Origin of the sequence: Micromonospora sp. CPCC 206061 (assembly GCF_036906915.1) — a bacterium.
GTDB lineage: Bacteria > Actinomycetota > Actinomycetes > Mycobacteriales > Micromonosporaceae > Phytohabitans.
Genome location: NZ_JBAKHX010000025.1, coordinates 1 through 18,615, shown reverse-complemented (window position 1 = coordinate 18,615; position 18,615 = coordinate 1). Strand labels below are relative to the sequence as shown.

Here is an 18,615-nt window from a genome sequence, read left to right as displayed (position 1 = left end):
GCCGGGCGTTGCCGACGGGTGCCGGGGAGCACCGACGGCCGCCGAACGCCCCAACACCGACCGGCGGAGCACGAACCGATCACACAGCCCGGCACGATCTTGGTTCATGCCGGTCGTCGCTGATCGTCACCGGCGGCCACCGACCGACGCTGAGCTCCATTGCTGCCACATCCGAGCACACATGTAAAACCGTTGCTCTTCGAAGGCCACGCCGCTGATTGTCACCCAGCGAGTCTTCGTCGGTGGCCTTCGGCGGTGTCGCCGAAGTCGGCTTCGTCGTTGTTGCGGTGTAGTCGGTACAACCAGTGGGGCACCCGGGCGACGTCGAGGCGGGTTCGGAAGATGCCGTCCTGGATGTCCCGCGCGACCTCGCAGAGGCGGGCGCGGTCGCTGTCGGGGACGGGGCCGGGCTGGGCGTCGCGGAGTTCGGCTTGGACGATCTTGGCAAGCCGTTCGCGTTCGTCGGCTACGCGGTTTTGGCCGATCCAAATCTCGGCGGAGAGTTGCAGAGCGGCGAGCGAGGGCACGTAGAAGCTGAGCAGTGCCTCGGGGATCGTGGCCCCGACGAGGAGGGCGACCAGGAGCCCGAGGAGCGTCCAGACGATCGCGGCGGCGGCGATCCAGGTGCCGTAACCACGTCGCAGGCGGGCGTCCCACGCGAGATTTTGTCCCTGGCAGATCAGCACGTCGTAGGGGTAGTGAACACCGGTGGTGGGGTCGTACCAGCCGTCGGTGATGCGTTGGTCGCGTTCGCCGCCGACAGGAAGCTTTCGGGCGAGCCGGCCGACGTCGTGGTCGGCGACCGGGTCGCCGGCTACGGCTTGGCGCCAGGGCAGCTGGAACAGGGCGGTGTCGAGTTGCTCCTGGAGTAGGGCGCCCTGTTTGGCGGTGCTGGACATCATCTTCCTGAGGAGGAAGAAGGAGACGGCGAACCACCCGGCGCCGAGAATGGCCGTCAGGACTCGCCCGTGCCCGGTCGCGGTGACGACGAGGCCGACGGCGGCGAGGACGATCGCGGCGGCGTTGCGAACGGCGTCGGTGACCTGGCCGCGCCGGTGGCTGGCGGACGCGGCACGCTGGAGCTTGATCATGTCGTCGTCGAGTTGTCGCTCGTGGATGGGGCGGGCCGGGATCCCTCTCAGCCCGGGAGACTGCTTTGGGTGGGTCACGGCTGGGTCATCCGGTCGCCGAATAGCCGCTTCCACTGGGCGTACGCTGCGCGGTCCTGTTCTTCGTCTTCGAGGTCGACGGCTACCTCGGCGATGCACTGGGCGTCCCGCAGGGCGCGCGCGGCGGCGCGCTTGTCTGCGGAGGTCATGACGGTGTTGACGTCGCCGCCGAGACCCGCCGGGTCGAGCCACGTCTCGTCGATGCGGTCTGCGGCGGTGGCGAGGAACAGCACGATCTCGTCCTGGTAGCGGCCGACCGGCGTTTTGACGATGGTCTGCGCCATGACCTCTAGCAGGAAGGACGGCGAGACGGGCTCGCCGAGCTCGCGGTTTATACCCTTGATCATCTTGACGAGCGGGACGTACATGCCGTCGCACGCTTTGTTTTTTTCGATGCTGAGCTCATGGTGACGCTTCGGGTTGGTCTCGATCCAGGAGCCCGCGGCCGGGTCGGGGATGAAGTAGCCGCCGGCGGAGCGCTTGAACGCCGGCACAACCTCGATCGACATGACGTCGCCGCCGTAGGGGATGACGATGGCCATGCCGTCCCGGTGCGCGTCCGGCCATTTGTCGCGCAGGACGGCGAGCAGGGCGTTGAGCACATCGAGCGGCGGCCGGTGGCGGTAGCCGCCCTGCGGCCCGTCCGGGTCGATGACGAGGAAGATGTCGACGTCCTTGAGCTTCTTCGTCTTGGTGTCGCGCCGGTAGGAACCGGTTAGGAAGTCGTCGATCAACTGCCAGACGCCTCGGACGAAATCGCGGACCGCCTCGTGGCGCGCGGAGGCGAGCTTCTGCTCGGTGGCGGTGATCTCCAGGTTGTGCTTCAGCTTGATGAACGCCTCGTCGATGTATCCCATCACTGTTCCTGTCAGTGGTAGTAGCGCAGGCCGGCCGAGGCGTGCGAGGCGGTGCCGATCGTGCCGAAGGTGAGGCCCTGCAGCCCAGCGGTGGACGAGCGCGTGGTCGCGCTCCAGCCCGGCTGCTCGCTGTGTGTGCCGTTGAACGTGCACACCAGGCCAAAGGTTGTTCCGGCCGGGACCCGGTTGATCTTGGCCAAAAAGCGGGCCAGTCGGGCGCGCGAGGTGGTGAACTGGGCGTCGCCGGTGCCGGAGGTGGTGTAGGCGACGGGGAACTCGATCACCGGTTTCGCCGGCCCCGTGGGCGGGTGGCACTCGAGCACCACCATGGCGAGGGAGCCCTCGGCGATCCACGCCTTGATGGCGTTCTCGTTGGTCGCCCACCGGGCTTGCAGCGGTCCGGTGTGGATGCCGAGGTCGGCGAGGATGTCGCCAATCGTCCCGAGGATGACCTCGGTCAGGTGTGTGGCGGTGTGGACCCGAGTGTATGAGTGTGTGGCAGTGGTCGTCACCGTCCCGTCACCGCCCCACGCAGCGCCTCAGTGTCGACCAAAGGAGCACCGGCGGCCGCCGCGGCTCGCGGCTGCGACGCGGGTGGCGCCTCGACCGATAGGCGTTCGTGACCGGCGGCCGCCTCAGCGACGACCTTCACCAGCGGCTGCGGGGACGGCAGGTAGATGGTGAAGGTGGTAGCGGTCGCGGCACCAGGGATGACGTTGAGGTTCTCCTCGGCGTTCAGCGCCGCGGTGCCGGAGACCGTGGTGATCGCGCAGTGCACCGCCCCGACGACGAGCACGAGGGGATGGCGGTCCAGGTGACCGCCGGCGATGAGCATCCGGCCGGCCGGGGCGGCGGCCAGCATGGCGATCTCCGCCTCGCCCCTAGCCAAGAAGCCAGATACCGCGATGGTGTCGGCGACCAGGTCGGTGATGACCTGCCAGCTGGCGCTCGCGCTGCGCACCGGCGCGGCGACGATCGTCCTACTGCGCAGCATCACGACCTCCTGCGGCCGTCATCGCTTGCTGGTCAGTCACAGCCTGCAGGGTGTCGGCGAGGTCGTTGAGCTCAAGCCGGCCGGGCTCGATAACGGTGGCGCGCGTGCTAGCGAGGGCCTGGAAGACGGCCTTGCGGACGCGCCGGCCGTCCAATCCGACTGCCCGCGCTGCGACTTCCGCCAAGGCGTCGTCGTCCACGAGCCGGCCAAGCGCCGGGTACGTCTCGGCGAGGGCGTTGAGCGTGGAGGCCAAGATGGCCCGTACCGCGGCCGTGTCCGGTAGCGGCACCAGGATCGCGGCGTCGGACCGGGACAGGAACGCCTCGTCCAACGCCTTGGTGAAGTTGCTCGTGGCCACGACGAACAGGTGCGGGTGCAGTTGGGCGTTGCGGTCCAGCGCGGTCAGCACCGCGTCGGTTGCCCGGTGCACGTCCGCAGGGTTCGCCGCGAGCGAGGCCGCCGAGCGGGCCACCGCCATCGACTCCACCTCATCCAGCACGATGACCGTCGGCATCCCATCTGCGGCCAAGGACGGCAGGTAGTCGCCGAGCAGCTCGTCGACGCGCTGCTGGGACTGGCCGTGCTCGGCGCTCATCAACCCGTGCGGGTTGATTTCGATCAACCGCACCTCACGCCCCGACACGTAGCCGGCCAGCTGCTGCGGCAGCCCACGAGCCAAGGTGGTCTTGCCGGTCCCGGGCGGCCCGTACAACGTGCACATCCCGTGCAGCGCGGTCGCCACGAACGGCGAACGCGGCCGCACCAGCAACGACAACAGCGCCTGGTTCGCGAGCTGCTCCTTCACCTCCTCCGGGACGATGATCTCGTCCCACAGCGCCGGCCCCCGCGCGTCGTGGCGGACGACGTCGTTCACCACGACGCACTCCTGTACCTTCACCGCGCTCCGTCTCCCTTCAGCTCGTCTGCCTCAGTTTTCGACAACTGTTTCGCGATCATCGCAGATTACACGACGCCACACGCTCACGTTCACCACATAGGTCGCCACGTTCTCTCTTGCGCGGCCCGGTTTCGCCTGGTATAAGGTCTGAACTGCCCTGCAATCGATCAAAAGGGGCCCGTGGATCCGAGCGAGTGAGGCGGTGGCGCTACAGATGGCCAACAGCCAGCCGACGGACGTGCCGGCCGCGGACGTGGCGGTCCTGTTCGATCGCCGTCGGCTCCGAGTGGCTCGCGAACTGCGCGGTCTCAGCCAGGTCCAGCTCGCCCGCGAGATAGGTGGGATACGCGCCGCGTCACTGAGCCAGTTCGAGCAGGGCCACGCCAAGCCGTCCAGCGCCACACTCCAGCGCCTAGCAGTCGCGCTCCGCGTACCGTTGGCATTCTTCGCAGCGCCCGCCCGCCCCGACGTGGTCGGAGCGACCAACGGCTTCTTCCGTAGTCTCCGCTCGGCACCTCCCCGCGACAGGCAGCGCGCCCTCGCGCACGTCGAACTCGCCCGAGAAGTCGCACGGGAGCTTGAGCGCTTTGTGCGCCTTCCCGATGTCGATTTGCCCCGTACACAAGGCGAACTTAGTGTCCAGGCCACGCGTGAGGAAATCGAACGCGCCGCAGCCAATGTGCGAACGCAGTGGCAAGTACCGCCAGGACCGATCGACGATATGGTGCTCCTTCTCGAACGCCATGGAATCGTAACGACCAGACTTAACGTCGGCCACACAGAGATCGACGCGTTCTCTGTGCCCTTCGCTGACCGTCCCGTAGTCGTGCTGGGCGCTGACAAGAACCTTCGAGACCGCTCTCGGTTCGATGCTGCACACGAACTTGCGCACCTCGTCCTACATCGCGAAGATCAAGCCGGGAATAAAGTCATCGAGGCACAGGCGAATCAGTTTGCCGCAGCGTTCCTCATGCCAGCCGACGAAATCAGAGGTCAGTTACCCGCTAAGGCCGACTGGCCAACGCTTCTGCGGCTCAAGGCGCACTGGCACGTTTCCATCGGCGCGCTTCTCAGACGAGCATTCACCCTCGATGTCATGGACGAACGCATTTATGTGCAAGCGCTGAAGGTCATGTCCGCCAAAGGGTGGCGAAAACACGAACCCGGCAACCTCGGAAGCCCGGAACGCCCCCTGTTGTTACGCCGGGCTGTTGATGTCGCCTCAGGCATTGGCGTACCGCTCGCCCTGCTAGCTCAACAAGCCGGACTCCCAGATGAAGAAGTTCGCATGATCGTCGGTGTCGAGCCAGATGAGCGGCCTGCCGTCGAACTTTGACCTAACTCATCTTGGCCGAACTTGCGGAGGGGCAATAGGTGTTGTTGCCCTCCCTGCCACCTCGACCGGACACCTACCTCGCCGCCCGCGACAGACTTAGTCGCCGATGCGTGCCTTGAGCTGGGTCGCGTCGTGCTTACAGAAATCCTCGGACCGGCACCTGCGTCGCTCCGCCTGCGGCGCGTGCAGATAGGACTCCACGAGGGCTCGCTCGACATCGGGGCGCAGCGGCGCGATCGCTTTCTGGCTTGCGGAAACCCGGCCTGGGTCGGCGGGCAGAGGAGTGTGCACCTAAGCCATGTGGCTCGCTCGGCGGGCGCATGCGCACATGGTCGGCTAGGGGTCACCACCCAGCTGAGCAGCGGCCCGGGGCCTGGAAGGCATCGTCATGCGGGCCAGCTGGGCGGTGACCGCGTCTATCAACGCTTGACCCCTCCAAGGACGTCAAGTCGCCCGTCGTCCGGGGTATTCCCGGGCCGCTCTGTCGGGCGTTGTGACGGGTCTCGGTAGTTGGCCATTGGTTACGGTTATTGCGCACTACGGCATGCGACGGGCGTTGTGCTGATCGGCATGCCCGCCCACAGTTCGGCCCAGCGCGCGGCGACGGCGGACCAGCGGTCCGGATCTGCTCCATCCATGCGGCCTACTCTCCAAGACCGTGATCGAGTATGCCGGTCTATCGGGTGAGGCGGTGAAACCTGGCGGCGCAGATACCCCGCGGCGCTCTCGCCTTTTCGTCCCGCTTCACGGTGAGCCAGGTCGCCATCCGGTCGGCCGCCGTCATCGGCTGCGAGCCGGCCACGCGCGTCAGGCGTGCCGGCTCGTCCTGGGTCACCCGCCACGCCCGGCGGCCGGCGTAGATACGCAGATCGTCCTCGGCGCGGCCGGTGAAGAGGACTGGGCCCTCCGTAAGGTCGCACAAGAACGTCCAGTCTGCGTCCTCGACAACCAGGCCCAACTCGTCGGGCAGCGGCCACGGGGTCAGCTCGTAGCTGTGTAGGCGCGCTGCTAGAACGTGCGCGGCGGGATCGCGGGCGTAGTCGAGATCGCGTTCGGCGATCGCGTGCTCGAAGTATCGGAGCGCCTCCGCTAGCGCCGGAGTGCCGTCGAGCCGCATGCCGAGCTCGACGTCTCGGTCGAGGCCGTGGCTGGCGTCGAAGTTGGCCGAGAAGAGGGCGCCCCGCTCCCGGTCGGCGATCACGCCCTTCGCGTGATTTCGCCGGCACGGGTACAGCTGGACACCCAACGCCGCCAGCGCGGCCGCGTCGGCCGTGTGTGACGCGATGTGGTTGCGCCCGCGCAGCAGGAGGCGAACCTCGACGCCCCGCTCCACTGCGTCCCGGACGTGATCCAGCAACAGGTCTGGGTGGCGGATCATGCCCTCGAGGCTGTACGTCGCAAGCAGCAGCTCACTGTGCGCGGATCGGATCAGGCTGGCGATCGCCTCGCGGATGTACTGCTGTTCCCCGAGAGTCCAGATAGGACCGACCGCGTCCGGCTCCGGCGCGGGCAGCCGGACCGGCGGGCCGCTTACCGTGCGCTCGCCGACGTCCGGTTCGCCGGTCATAGCCATCTCCCAGCTGCTGCCGTGCCACAGCACCGCGAAGAACCGCGCGATCACCTCGGCGACGGCTGGTGCGTCGACCACCACGCCGTTCTCACCGGTGGTGTCGAGGCCGTCGGTGGTGAGGTTGGCGCTCGACACCAGCGCCACCCGATCGTCCACTACTGCGAACTTGGCGTGGCAGCCCTCGTACGCACGGACGGCGATGCCGTGCTTGGTAAGCTCTTCGAACCGCTTGCGCTCGATCTTCTCGTCAACCTGCCGGTGCTCACCGACCTCGTTGATCGCCCGCTTCAGGTCCCGGTCGGTCATCGCCGAGATCACGTAGACGCCACCGCGCAGGCGTTCGGCCGCCCGGCACAGCGCCTCGCGAACCTCCGCGTCACCGATGAAGTAGCTGGCGACGAAGACCTTCCGGCGCGCGCTGTCGATCAGTTCCAGCACGTCGGCGCGGCTTGTGGAGCCGCCGCCGGAATAGGTGAGGCTGTGCCGGTAGCGCTGCGATGCGCCGGCCGTCGGTACGAAGGGCGTCCGATGTGGAGCGTCCAAGCGGTAGACGAAGAAACCACCGGTCACCACAAGTGTCCCGAGGTCCACGGAGGCGCTGCTGTCAGTCGTAGGCGAAGTCATCGGCGGCCCTCAACGCATACAACCGGAAGAACTGGCGGCGGTGCCACAGCTCCGCGCGGACCTCGTCCGTCGTGGGTGCGACGTCGTAGTCGGTCACGGCGGCCGCCATCGCGGCGGCCAGCGCGGCCGTGTGCAACTGCTCAAGAGGTACCGCCAGCACCACGCCGACGGCTCGATCCAGCGCGAACGTGGCCCGAGCGCCGTCATCAGCCGGCATCAGCCGGACGCCGACCGACAGCACTGCCTCCTCGTCACGGATGCTGAGGCCGAGCGGGCGGGTCAACGGCAGATCCGCGTCCAGCACGGCGCGGGCGAGCTCGTCGGTCAGGCTGAAGGACCAGCCTCCGCCGTCCGGCGTCAGCCGCTGTGGGCTGAGCGACGGCGTGCCCCAGCCGGCGAACGCGCCGTCGAGGGATCCGGCCAGCGAGGCGAGCCAGCCGCTGAGGCCGACCGCCACCTTGGCGAACCCGACCTGCTGCGTGCGCCGCGACTTGTTGGCATCCACAAGCTGAAGCACGGCGCCCTGATCCGCCTTTAGGTGGCCGCGGCAGCGATACGCCGGGCAGGTTTCCGGCAGACGGCTCTCGTCGGGCTCAGCGGCGTGCACCCAGTCGGGCAATCCGAGCACGGTGCCGGCCGAGATTCGGGCGTTGAGAAACTCGGCGCTGTCGGCACCGGCGACGCCGGCCGGCATGGGAGCGTGGTACGCCGACGCGAGGCGGTGCACGAGAGGCGCGCCCGGCCCGCCCTCGCCTCCCTCGAAGGCGAGCAGCTCGTCGGTGCGGGGGAGGTACATGAACGTCAGGTGCGCACGATGGAACTCGTGCAGCGCGGCCTTCGCGAGCGCCTGCTCAGCGGCGGGCGACACCGGCTGGTACACCGGGCCCGCCGGCGGCGCTTCCGTGCCCGGGATCGGGGCCAGGACGCCGACCGCCGCAACCCGTGCGGTGATGCGCGCGGCCAACTCGGGTGGCAGGCCGGTGACCTCGGCGACATCCGTCACGGTGATGTCGCCCAGGTCCAACGCTGCCTCGATGACAAACTGCTCCACTGTGGACAGACCTTGCGGCACCACCTTCGTGACCGGCGCGCGCCAGAGGTGGATCGGCAGCAGGACCTCCGTCACCTCGGCGATCGCGCCGCGGGGCAGCTTGGGTGGCACCGGCCCCCAGTCGTAGGACGGGTTCACTTGAACCGTCCCTTCAGCTGGTAGTCGGGATCCTCCGCGAACAGCGTGAAGAGGTGCTCGTAGAAGGCCTTCGCCTCGTCCACGCCGTTGAGCCGGCGCAGCGTGTCGGCGTGCCCGACGAGCACGAGCGCCCGCCGCGCACGGGTGCAGGCGACGTTGAGCCGGCGCACGTCCTGCAGCCACCGGCCGAATCGGCTGCTCGGCCGGCCACTGATGGCGCGCGTGAAGCTCAGCAGCACGATGTCTGCCTGCTGGCCCTGGATCGCGTCGATGACGTCGATAACGCCGGGCTCCAGGACCCGGAGCTTCATCCGGCCGATCTGCGCGGCCAGCGCCGTCGATTGGGCCTTGTAGAAAGCCAGGATGCTGACGCTCGCCTTGCGCACGCCGGCGTCGAGCAGCTCCCGGTCGTACGCACGCAGGGCCCAGAGCACAGCCTCCCGCTCCAGTTGGTTGGCGAAGCCGCGACCCACCTGCTGGTTCTCCGCCTTCTCCGCGTACCGGCTGGTGTCGATGAAAGAGACCGACGCTGGAAAGGTGGGCGTGGTGAGGGGCAGAAGCCCGATGCGCTCCAGCTCTTCGGGCGGCGGGTCCAGGTACCGGCCCCCGTACACCGGCTGGCGGACGACCCGGGCCAGCGCCGGCACCATCCGCCGTTGCACCAGCAACGGGGTGCGCAGCTGGTCCGTGCACCGGCTGACCGCTTGCTGGAACAGGCTGTGCACCAGGTGGCGGCGCATCGCAGCCAGAAGCGCCGCGTCGCCGCCGTCGTCGTCGCTGAAGTGCTTGTGGGCGTCTTGGAACGTGGCGCGGTATCCCTCGGTCCATTCGCCGGAGGTCAGCAGCTTGCCGGCCAGCTCGTTGACCTCCCGCCGCCGGAACTCGTGCAGCTCCTCGTCTTCCTTCCACAGGACGGCCAGGTCGTCAATGGCAGCGTCCAGGGTCGCCGCGGCCCCCCGTTCCATCCGGTGGATCGCGGTGAGAGCATGCAGATGCTGCTCGTCGTCGCCGTCCACGTGCGGCGGAAGCTGGTGCTCGTCGCCGACCAGCACCCAGCGCCGGGCGCGGACCGCCCCGATGAGGAACTCGCTCTCCGTCACGCGGCTCGCCTCGTCGACGATGAGCGTGTCGTAGTCGGTGTCGCGAACGGGTTGGCTGCCGCGGCTGACGATGCCCTTGGTGGTAGCGCAGACGAGGTTCGTGGCGCGGACGAAGGATTTGCGAACGTCTTCCACGAGTTCGTCGGCGGGCTGGTCGGCGGTCAACCGCTCCCAGCGCTCGCGGAGTTTCTCGTACCGGCTGATCCGCACCCGTTCCGCGCTGACGACGTCGAGCTGCTTCGTGACCTCCTCGAGCGACATGGCGCGGTCGTGGCGCCCGACGAGGGCGGAGAGGGACACGGTGGCCGCCGTGAGCGCCTGCCGCCACTGCTCCGCGGCGCCGGTCGCGGCCTCGATGTCCGCGCGGGTCTCGGCGCGGACGGTCTCCGCCTGCGCCCTTCGCTGCGCCACCAGGGCTTCCGCACGCACTCGCTGCTCGGTCGCCGCCCGGGCATTCGCCGCCCGCGAGACCTCTCGCTGGACCACGCTCTGGTACCGGTCCAGCAGGGCCTTCAGCTGGCTCGTCGCCGGGCGGTCCGGAAGCCGCGGGCCCTTGTGCGGCGCGGAGAGGAACCGATCGAGGCCAGTCACCAGCCCGTCGCAGAGCTTCGTCCAGTCGGCGAGCGAGCCCTCCGCGAGGTTGCGGCGCCCGGGTGCGCCGCCGACGACCTCCGCCAGACCCGCCGCCACCCGCTCCGCGCCGGCGGACCAGGCGTCCGCCGCGGCCCGGAACTTCGCGGCCCGGTCCCGCAGCAGCCGCTGCCACGCCTCCCGGTGCCCGGTGAACTCGGCCAGGTCCCTTTCGTCCTTGGCTGCCTGCGCTGCGGACCGGTCCAGCTGGGCCCTGCGGTCGGCCCAGCGCTGCCAGTCCTGTTCAAGCCGGACCAGCTCGCGCCGGTCGCTGTAGACCGTGCCGAGGCCGATGCGGTCAAGCCACCGGATGTTCTGCTGCCTGGCCATGTGGGAGCGGTGTGCGGCCAGCCGCTGGGCCGCCTGGGCGAGCCCGGAGTTGACGACCGGCTCGGTCTGGGCAGCGTACCGGCGCCACTGATCCAGTCGGGCGGCCCGGCCGTCGATGGTGGCCGACCAGTCGGCGACCATGCGCTCAGCGTCCGCCGCCTGTGCCTGCGCGGTCTCCACCGCGCGAACGAGGTCGAGCGCGTCCGCGACGGTCTCGCGGAGTGTCGCCAGGCCCGGTCGCACGGTCCGTTCCAAGTCAGCGGCCGCGTCCGCGGCCCTCGCCGCCCGGCTTAGCGCGGCACTCTCCGCCTCGTGCGCGGAGTCCAGCTCGGCTGCGGCCTCGGCGAGCTCGCCATCCGCCTCGGCGGCCAGCGCATCGACGGCCTCCCGCAACGCGATCAGCTCCACCATCGCCGCCCGGTACGCCGTCGCGACTCGCTGCTCCTCCCGCAGCGCGTCGCGCAGGTCGCCCAGCCGGGCCAGCTCCTCGTCCAGGTCCGCGGCGCGCTGCGACCAGCGGGCCCGCCGGCCTGCCCCCTCGCGCAGAGCGCGGCGGGCCAGATCCCGGCCGACCCGGTCGAAGAGGTACGGGTGCAGCTCGGCGTCCACCTTGTCGGTGTTCCAGGTGATCCGGAGCGCGCGCACCCCCGGCTTTGGCCCGACCCGGCTGAGCACCTCGTCGACGGCCACGTGGCTGGGGGCGAGCATCAGCACACGTTCACCACGTGCGATGAGCTGCTGGATCAGCTCGCTGATCACGGTGGTCTTGCCGGTGCCCGGTGGCCCCTGGATGAGGTACGCGTGCGGACTGGCAAGGGCTCCGGCCACCGCGGCGCGCTGCGCCTGGTTGAGCGGCTCGGTGTCCGGGTCCGAGTCGCAGAAGTAGCGCAGCGGCTGCGGCACCGGGTTGGGCATGGTGAGCTGCTTCGGGGCGCAGAGCAGCGTGGCGAGGTCTTCCCAGTCGCCGTCGATCTGGTCGCGCTGAAACCGTTGCAGCGCCTCGGCGTTCTGCCGCATCGCGAAGCGCGAGGCGGCGGTCACCTGGACGCGGGTGCCGGCCGGCACGTCCCAGTCGCGGATCGGGTCCACGGTGAGGACCCGCCCGTCCACCCGCGACACCTGCGTGTTGTAGTCGTCGTTTTCAACCTGAATCGTGATCCGGCGGCGGTTGAGGCCATCGGCCAGCGAGTCGAGCTCGATCCGCGGCCGGTCGCCAGCGACGACGGTGCCGGCCACCTCCACGTCCCGCTGACGGGCTGCCCGCTCCGCGAGCAGAGTCAGCAGGGTGCCCAGCTGCCCATACTCCTTGCTCACGAGCGCGCGCAGGGACCCGTGTCGCCGCAGGCCGGGGGGCTGCCGCGCCCGCTGCAGGCGGAAGCGGGCAGCCGCGGCCTCCTCCAATTGCTTCAGCACCGCGCCGAGATCGCATCCAAACTCGTCGAAGACGCTCACGAACCTGACCTGCGGCCGCATCCGAACCGTAGGCGGCACCGCGTCGAGCAGGCTCACCTCGTAGGCGACCGCCATGGTGTGGCCACCGTTTTCGGCCGGGCGTGACTTGACCACCACTTCGTACCGCGTGCCGCCGAGCCGGAACCAGTTTTCCCGGCGGCGCTGGTCCCGGACGAGCCATGCCTCCTGCTCCAGGTCGGCCCGGACGTCCTCGGTGGTGCACCCGGCCGGCAGCACCACGCCACCGCGCAGGTAGCTGAGGTGGATCAACGGCTGGATCGACGCGATGCGTTGGCGCGTCAGCTCGTCCACCCACCGTTGGGGCAAGCTGAGCGGCTGCGTCATACCTCGACCACGAACCCGAGAACGTCGATCTTCTCGTCGACCCGCTCCTGGCCGAACGCCAGCGCCCAGAACGCCCGCAGCGTCCGCAGCGCGAACGTGGCCAGCTCCTCGCTCAGCCTCGGCTCGACGCTGTCGACACCGTGGGCAAGCACCGAGCCGTTGCGGGCGCCGATCAGGCGCTTCAGGTGCCCGAACGACTTGGGCTGAGCCATGCCGAGCAGGTCGACCATCGGATCCTTGAGCGCGTGCGCCAGCAGGGCCGCGTCGAGTAGCCCCACGTCGAACGGCAGAGCGGTGATCTCGCGGTCGTGCACGGCGCTCGCCACGGCCTTGTACCGCGCGGCCAGCTCCGCGACGTCGGCGTGCAGGAGGGAGTAGTCGGGACGGCTGCTGGAGAACCCGGACCCCAGCACGGTGAGCCGCTGCGCGAAACAGCTCTCGATCGTGCGGTAGAAGAGCAACGCGGCGAAGTCGTGGCGGCCGAGCAGCTGGTAGTGCTTGCCGAGGAGGTAGAAGTTGAGCAGCAGCGGCGGACCCTCCTGCTTGGCCTGGTGTAGGCGGACGAGCGAGTCCAGGAACTCCAACTGCGCGTTCAGCCGGTCGACCAGGGCTGGCGCCGGCCGGTAACCGGGGTCGGCCAGCCGGCCGCGCAGCGCCCCCGACAGGCCCTTGAGCTGAGCGAAGTCGAGGTCGCACCAAGCCTGGTAGACGGCGGAGAGCTCGCGCAGGAAGCGGGCGAACGCGGGCTCGTAGGCGGCGCCGGCCACGTCCTTGAACTGGGCGTGGGCCGCCGCGTACGCCCCGTGGCGGAACGCTGCGAGACCCGCATCGAGCTGCCGGTCGCCGAACAGGTCGGTCGGGTTACGCAGGATCACGAGCCGCTCGGTACCCGGCCGTGACTGGCGGAGCTCGGGATCGAAGTCACCTTCCACATAGCACATCGGCAGGTCGAGCCGAGCGGCGGCGAGCGCCGCGCTGGCACTCATCACCTTCTTGCCACCGGTGATGTCGATGATGATCCGGGCCGGACCGTCGTCACGGCGCACCATCCGCGCGGCCTTCTGGACGTACTGGTAGATCTCGAGCGGGTCGGTCGGCTCGCAATCCTCGATGTAGAGGCGGGACAGTGGCAGTTTCAGAGTTTCCTGGATCACGTCGACGCTCGCGCGCGTCGTCTCCGAACCAATGATCATTAGGCGCTTCGGATTGACCAGATGAAAGGCGAGGATCGTCGTTTCCGGCGAGAAACCCGACAGGCTCACCAGGAGATCAACAGAATCGTCCGGGACCTTGGGTGAGTTACGCTTCGCGTAGGCCACCGTGACCGGCAGTATTTCCTTTAGCCGGTAGCGACGGGCCTGCTCAGCCGGAGGTCCGTCACCATACCGCTCTTCGCCCCGGAAGATCCGGAGCAGTTGCGCATTCATCTTGTCGAGGGCGTCCATCGCCGGCCACATTAGTGGGCTGACAGGTGTCGCCGCTGCCCCGAATACACCTTGCGTCGCGCTTCCGACTACATGCTCCGGTCGCCGCTTTGCGCACGCACCGGAACACTAGGTCACGGACTGTGTTGCGCTACGACTGTAGAAACGTGGGCCAGGCGACGGGCGGGGCCGGCGCCAAAGAGCTATTAGCCGGGGCAAGTCCGAGCACAAACCGAGATCATTTTCGCGGTGTCGACCCGCCCGACGGTCTGCCGAGACTGGACGTTCCGAAAGCTGAGGCTCGCACCATATTTCGGAGCGATCCTGGAAGATCCAGACTGAGGTCTCACCCTGGTGCCAACCGTCGCCAGTGGTCACATCGGAGGCGGGCATCCAGATGACCGTCCGACGAGTCCGTCGCTCGTCCCAATCACGCACGTGCTCCGTGTCATTGAGCAAACACGAAACGGGCCCGTCCAGTGTGACCTGGACGGGCCCGTTCTGTTCGTTGCGCCTACGCCTGCCGCTGGTGTTCTGGACGCGGAGCGTCTCAGGCGGTCTTGTCACGCCGTTGTTTGATTTTGTTGGCGACGGCGTCGGCGGCTTCGTGGTGGAGGCGTTTGACGACGCTGGTGTAGGTGTCGTAGGTGAGGGTGATGGTGCTGTGGCCGAGTTGTTCGGAGACGACTTTGGTGTCGACGCCGGCGTCCAGGGCCATGGTGGCGGCGCCGTGGCGCAGGTCGTGCAGCCGGATGGGCGGCAGCCCTGCCTGGCGGACGAGGCGGTTGAAGCGTCGGGTGACCAGGTTGGGGTGCCAGGGGCGGCCGTCGGGACGGACGAAGAACAGCCCGGTGTCCGGCCAGGCAGGGCCGGCGGCGAGTCGCTGGGCTGCGCGGCGGGCCTTGTAGGAGGTGAGGACGGTGACGGTGTCGTCGTCCAGGATGAGGTCGCGGTTGCCGGCGTCGCTTTTGGGTGGTTTCTGGACCAGGGTGTGGCCGTGGGTGGCGATCTGGTTATTGATCGTTGTTTCCTTGCTGCCGAGCCGCACTTCGGCGTCGAGCAGGCCGCAGGCTTCGCCGCGGCGGGGTCCGCGGTAGGCCATGAGGTGGAACATCGGGTACAGGTCGGGGTCGTGGACGGCGGCGTGGTCGAGGAAGGCGACGAGCAGGTCGTCGGTCCACACCATGACCGGGCCGAGTACCCGTCCTGTCTGGCGCCAGTGTGCGACGCGTTCGGGTTCCCACACGATTGGCCGTGCCTTGTCACCGAGGGTTTTGACGAGAGTGGCGGGATTGGTGATCCCGGCGATGATCTCTTCGGCGAGGGCGTCGTTGATGGCCTTGCGGAGGGTGGCGCGGATGCGTTGGCAGGTGGCCGGTCCGGTGGGGCGGATGCCGCGTACGGCGTCCCGCACGCTCGGGTCGGTGCTTGCCTTGGCGGCGCGTATCTCGGTGTTGCGGTCGGCGATCGCGGCGAACATGGCCCTGATGTGGCGGGGCTTGAGCTTGTCCAGGCGGATGTCGCCGAGGTGCGGGATGAGGTGGACCCCTACGTGGCAGGCGTAGCCGCGCTGGGTGTTCGCATCGACGCTCAATCCGGCGAGCCAGCCGGTGAGATAGGCAGCCACGGTGGGGACCTCTGCCAGGGACGCGTTGGCGCGCAGCCGGGCCCGGATGGTCTCCACGTCGGGCAGCGGTTGGCGGGTGTGGGCGGCGGCCTGGATGAGGTCGCCGATCTCGGTGCGGCGGTCGCGGGCGCGTCCGGCGAGGGCGAGCAGGGCGCGGGCGTGGTCGAGTTCGGCCAGGGCGTCGCGGTAGCTGTCGAACCCGCCACGGCGTAGTTGCCGTCGCTGGCCGGTGGCGGAGACGGGGAGTTCGAGTTGGTACTGCCAGTGGCCGTGTTCGGAGCTCCAGGTGCCGCTGGCTCGCCGCAGTTTCGGACAGCTGTTGCCTGTGGGCTTGCCGCTGTCCGGGTCGCGGCAGCCGCAGCGCTTCGTGATGGATCCTTCGGGCATCGAGTGTTTCTCCTGGTCAGAAGGGTGTCGCCGCTGTGATGGGGTGGCGGCGGATTTGTCGATGAACATGAACGCGTGCCTCTCGCCGACGATCAAGTCGACGGTCACGAGTGGCTCTGGCTACGGGGGTTGGCTGGGGTCCGAATCGAGGCGCAGTGCGGCGAGGATCGGTTGGACCGGGATCCGGTACTGGCTGCCGGCACGGATGACTGGCACCGGGAACCGGCCATTTTTGGCCAGCAGGTAGGCGGTACTCATCGCCAGTCCGAAGATGTGCGCGGCGGTTCGCAGGTCGGTTGTGGCGCCGAGCGCACGGATCGATTCCGCGGTCCAGGCCGGTTCGCCGCCCGAGCGGTGGCCGGTACGCCGGGCGGTCCGGCTGCGGCGGGTGTTGCTCACTGTGAGTCTCCTTGGGCAATGGCGAGGACTGTGGCTGTACGGCGTCGGGCCCGCCCCGCGCGATGGCGGGACGGGCCAAGGTGCGCCGTATCGAGGGGGTTTACGACTTGTCAGATGTAGCTGTAGCCACCGTCGACAATGGACTCGTCGCCGGGCCGGCTCCGGTCGTGGATGGGGTGTTCGGCGAGGTTCTGCGCGTCGAGGAACAGCGCGCGCTCGTTGGGGTGTTCCACCTGTTCGGTGGGCGGGAGGTCGGCCATCGCCAACCGGTCGCGCGCCCGGGCTGGCAGCCAGACCCGGGTGGCGGGGTGACCGGCGTCGGGGTGGGTGGTGGCGACGGTGAGCTGGTCCAGGTTCAGCCGGGCCAATTGCTGGTGCAGGGCGGCCTCGCGGTGCGCGTCGGTTGTCCGGAACAGGACGGTGGCCAGTCCAGTCCGGTCAGCGACCGGCCGGTAGCGGTGGATCCGGCCCGCGACGGAAGCGAGGGTGGTGTCGCCGTGGTCGGGTTCCAGCCAGAACCCGTACCGCTGGCCGTCGTGGATGTACTCGCCGTGCCAGACACGGTGTTTGGCCGGTGCGATCGCGCCGGCGCAGGTGCGCGGTGACCACCAGGTCCGCAGGTCGGTGGCGGCGCGCCCGCGGGCGTGGGCGGCCAGGTCGACGAAGAACTGGTTGAGGTCCCACAGTTCTGCGAGGTGTGGGTCGGCTTGCAGCCGCTGCTGCTGCCGGTACACGTGGGCCGGGCTGGGGCTTGGATACCGCGGGTGTGTGGCCAGGACCGCGCCGAGCGGTCCCAGGCACCACACGATCTCGATGGTGCCGGTGCGGGTGGGACCGATCGCGAAGCGGTCCAGCCAGCCGCGGCGGGCCAGAATCCGCAGCCGCCGCTCGGTGCCGGCCGGCTCGGGGTGGAACCCGAGTGCGGTCAGCTGGGCGGTCGTCAGGATGCGGTGCTCGGCGATCATCAGGATCGCCCAGCGGTCGCGGCTGGTGGTCCGCCCGAACTCGTACAGCGACAGGTCGGCGGGGACGGGCTTGGGTGAGGGGATGGTGAACGGGTTGGGATAGGTGGTCGTCACGACCGGTACCTCCAAGGTGGTGCGCCGTGGTACGGCGCGATGGTTGGTGCCGCCCGGCGGTGCCGGGCGTGCTCAGTCGGAGCCGGGCTCGTCGTCGTCCAGGTGGGGCTGGGCGGTGGCGAGGTCGGCCAGGGTGAGCAGGCCGGAGTGGCCGTGGAGCCACCACACCGGGCCGGCCGGGCTCAGCCGGCCGGCGGTGGCGTGGTCGCGGGTGCCGGTGGCCACCGACAGCTCGTCCAGACCCAGTTCGGCGATCTCCTGATGCAGGTGCAGAGCGCGGTCGGTGGCGTGCAGCCAGACCAGTACCGGCCACGCCGGCCCGCCGCGGTCCATCAGGGCGAAGTAGGCGACGAGCTTGCGGCACAGTTCGGTGACCGGCTCGGTGCCGGTGTCGTACTCCAGGAAGAACAGCACCATCCGGTCGCCGGCCTGCCAGATGCCGTGCCCGTCGGGGTGTACCTGTGTCCGCCGGGCCTTGAGGTCGGTCGGGTCGTCCCGCCTGGTGAACGCGCCCGGCTGTGCGCATCGGGACTCCGGCCACCACCGCACCAGCGCGTGTTCGGGGTGCGTGCGGGCGTATCCGGCCAGGTCGGTGAAGAACCCGTTGACGCCGAGCCGGTGCCCCAGCGTGCGCGCGGAGGTCCACCGCCGACGTCGGGCCCGGCCGAGCCCCGCCCGGGGTAGTGGTTCATCGCGTTGCGCGGCGACGATCTCCACGCCGAGTTGGTCGATCACGTAGTGGAACGGGAACGAGCCGCCGTCCGGTTTCAACGGCCGGAACCGGTCCACCAACCCGAGGCTTGTCAGCCGGGTAAGGCGGCGTTGGGCGAAATCGAGGGATGGGAACAGGGCATGGGCAATCTGGAACGTGGTGAGCACGCCGTGGTCGTACAGCCATTGCAGCAAGGTGTGGTCGCGGGCGGTCAGCACGGACTGCGCGCGAAGAACACGGTCAGACACAGCAGAGTCCTCAATTCAGTCGATACGAGACGATGACGAAACACGCAACGCGCCCCCCGGGGGAGAGAAGAACCGACGGGTCTTTCTGAGCAGGTCAGGAATCAGGCACAGCGGCGCCGTACTGCATTGACAGACGAGAATTAGGTCCATCTTGGGGTCAGTCTCAAGAGTGACCCCGAAAGCCCTCTCTGTCAGGCTGACGTGAGACACCTGATCCACTACATGGTCTGAGTAGGGCGAGTGCA

15 protein-coding genes are annotated in these 18,615 nt (G+C 68.9%); 1 reads left to right on the top strand and 14 read right to left on the bottom strand.

Annotation, left to right across the window (positions count from 1 at the left end):
• Positions 1-221: 221 nt before the first annotated feature.
• The 5 genes from V6V89_RS18665 to V6V89_RS18645 are packed head-to-tail and all read right to left on the bottom strand — an operon-like array spanning position 222 to position 3,918.
• Positions 222-1,169: an S-4TM family putative pore-forming effector gene (locus V6V89_RS18665; protein ID WP_334620434.1), complete on the bottom strand. Its 948-nt coding sequence runs from the start codon at positions 1,167-1,169 to the stop codon at positions 222-224.
• A complete protein-coding gene (locus V6V89_RS18660; protein ID WP_334620433.1) occupies positions 1,166-2,026 on the bottom strand; it encodes a CBASS oligonucleotide cyclase in 861 nt (286 codons plus the stop codon). Before V6V89_RS18660 ends, V6V89_RS18665 begins: the two co-directional genes overlap by 4 nt.
• A gap of 11 nt (positions 2,027-2,037) precedes the next feature.
• The gene (locus V6V89_RS18655) at positions 2,038-2,538 is read right to left on the bottom strand and encodes a hypothetical protein (RefSeq protein WP_334620432.1); all 501 of its coding nucleotides are present in this window, start codon (positions 2,536-2,538) and stop codon (positions 2,038-2,040) included.
• Complete coding sequence (locus V6V89_RS18650) at positions 2,535-3,020, bottom strand: hypothetical protein (RefSeq protein ID WP_334620431.1); 486 nt, start codon at positions 3,018-3,020, stop codon at positions 2,535-2,537. Before V6V89_RS18650 ends, V6V89_RS18655 begins: the two co-directional genes overlap by 4 nt.
• Positions 3,007-3,918: an AAA family ATPase gene (locus V6V89_RS18645; protein ID WP_334620430.1), complete on the bottom strand. Its 912-nt coding sequence runs from the start codon at positions 3,916-3,918 to the stop codon at positions 3,007-3,009. The genes V6V89_RS18650 and V6V89_RS18645 overlap by 14 nt, the downstream gene beginning before the upstream one ends.
• A 202-nt stretch (positions 3,919-4,120) precedes the next feature.
• Here V6V89_RS18645 and V6V89_RS18640 point away from each other — a divergent pair, with 202 nt between their 5' ends.
• Positions 4,121-5,254: a helix-turn-helix domain-containing protein gene (locus tag V6V89_RS18640; protein ID WP_334620429.1), complete on the top strand. Its 1,134-nt coding sequence runs from the start codon at positions 4,121-4,123 to the stop codon at positions 5,252-5,254.
• Positions 5,255-5,350: 96 nt separating this feature from the next.
• On the opposite strand, the gene V6V89_RS18635 is transcribed toward V6V89_RS18640, so the two are convergent.
• The 9 genes from V6V89_RS18635 to V6V89_RS18595 form a co-directional block, all read right to left on the bottom strand.
• Complete coding sequence (locus V6V89_RS18635) at positions 5,351-5,545, bottom strand: hypothetical protein (protein ID WP_334620428.1); 195 nt, start codon at positions 5,543-5,545, stop codon at positions 5,351-5,353.
• A gap of 385 nt (positions 5,546-5,930) precedes the next feature.
• Positions 5,931-7,415, bottom strand: a complete 1,485-nt coding sequence (locus V6V89_RS18630) for a phospholipase D-like domain-containing protein (protein WP_334620427.1) — start codon at positions 7,413-7,415, stop codon at positions 5,931-5,933.
• Between the two features lie 13 nt (positions 7,416-7,428).
• A complete protein-coding gene (locus tag V6V89_RS18625; protein ID WP_334620426.1) occupies positions 7,429-8,637 on the bottom strand; it encodes a hypothetical protein in 1,209 nt (402 codons plus the stop codon).
• A complete protein-coding gene (locus tag V6V89_RS18620) occupies positions 8,634-12,494 on the bottom strand; it encodes a DEAD/DEAH box helicase (RefSeq protein ID WP_334620425.1) in 3,861 nt (1,286 codons plus the stop codon). Before V6V89_RS18620 ends, V6V89_RS18625 begins: the two co-directional genes overlap by 4 nt.
• Positions 12,491-13,939 (bottom strand): hypothetical protein, encoded by a 1,449-nt coding sequence (locus V6V89_RS18615; protein ID WP_334620424.1) that lies wholly within the window; start codon positions 13,937-13,939, stop codon positions 12,491-12,493. The genes V6V89_RS18620 and V6V89_RS18615 overlap by 4 nt, the downstream gene beginning before the upstream one ends.
• 529 nt (positions 13,940-14,468) lie before the next feature.
• The gene (locus V6V89_RS18610) at positions 14,469-15,932 is read right to left on the bottom strand and encodes a tyrosine-type recombinase/integrase (RefSeq protein ID WP_334620423.1); all 1,464 of its coding nucleotides are present in this window, start codon (positions 15,930-15,932) and stop codon (positions 14,469-14,471) included.
• Positions 15,933-16,052: 120 nt separating this feature from the next.
• On the bottom strand, positions 16,053-16,331 hold the full coding sequence (locus tag V6V89_RS18605) for a DNA-binding protein (RefSeq protein WP_334620422.1): 279 nt from the start codon (positions 16,329-16,331) through the stop codon (positions 16,053-16,055).
• 110 nt (positions 16,332-16,441) lie between these two features.
• Positions 16,442-17,410, bottom strand: a complete 969-nt coding sequence (locus V6V89_RS18600; RefSeq protein WP_334620421.1) for a replication-relaxation family protein — start codon at positions 17,408-17,410, stop codon at positions 16,442-16,444.
• 72 nt (positions 17,411-17,482) lie between these two features.
• Positions 17,483-18,370, bottom strand: a complete 888-nt coding sequence (locus tag V6V89_RS18595) for a replication-relaxation family protein (protein WP_334620420.1) — start codon at positions 18,368-18,370, stop codon at positions 17,483-17,485.
• Positions 18,371-18,615 lie beyond the last annotated feature (245 nt).

Coding starts and splice junctions, on each gene's coding strand:
- V6V89_RS18660 (WP_334620433.1), bottom strand. CDS start 2,026: ATGGGATACATCGACGAGGCGTTCATCAAGCTGAAGCACAACCTGGAG.
- V6V89_RS18650 (WP_334620431.1), bottom strand. CDS start 3,020: ATGCTGCGCAGTAGGACGATCGTCGCCGCGCCGGTGCGCAGCGCGAGC.
- V6V89_RS18620 (WP_334620425.1), bottom strand. CDS start 12,494: ATGACGCAGCCGCTCAGCTTGCCCCAACGGTGGGTGGACGAGCTGACG.
- V6V89_RS18615 (WP_334620424.1), bottom strand. CDS start 13,939: ATGGACGCCCTCGACAAGATGAATGCGCAACTGCTCCGGATCTTCCGG.
- V6V89_RS18610 (WP_334620423.1), bottom strand. CDS start 15,932: ATGCCCGAAGGATCCATCACGAAGCGCTGCGGCTGCCGCGACCCGGAC.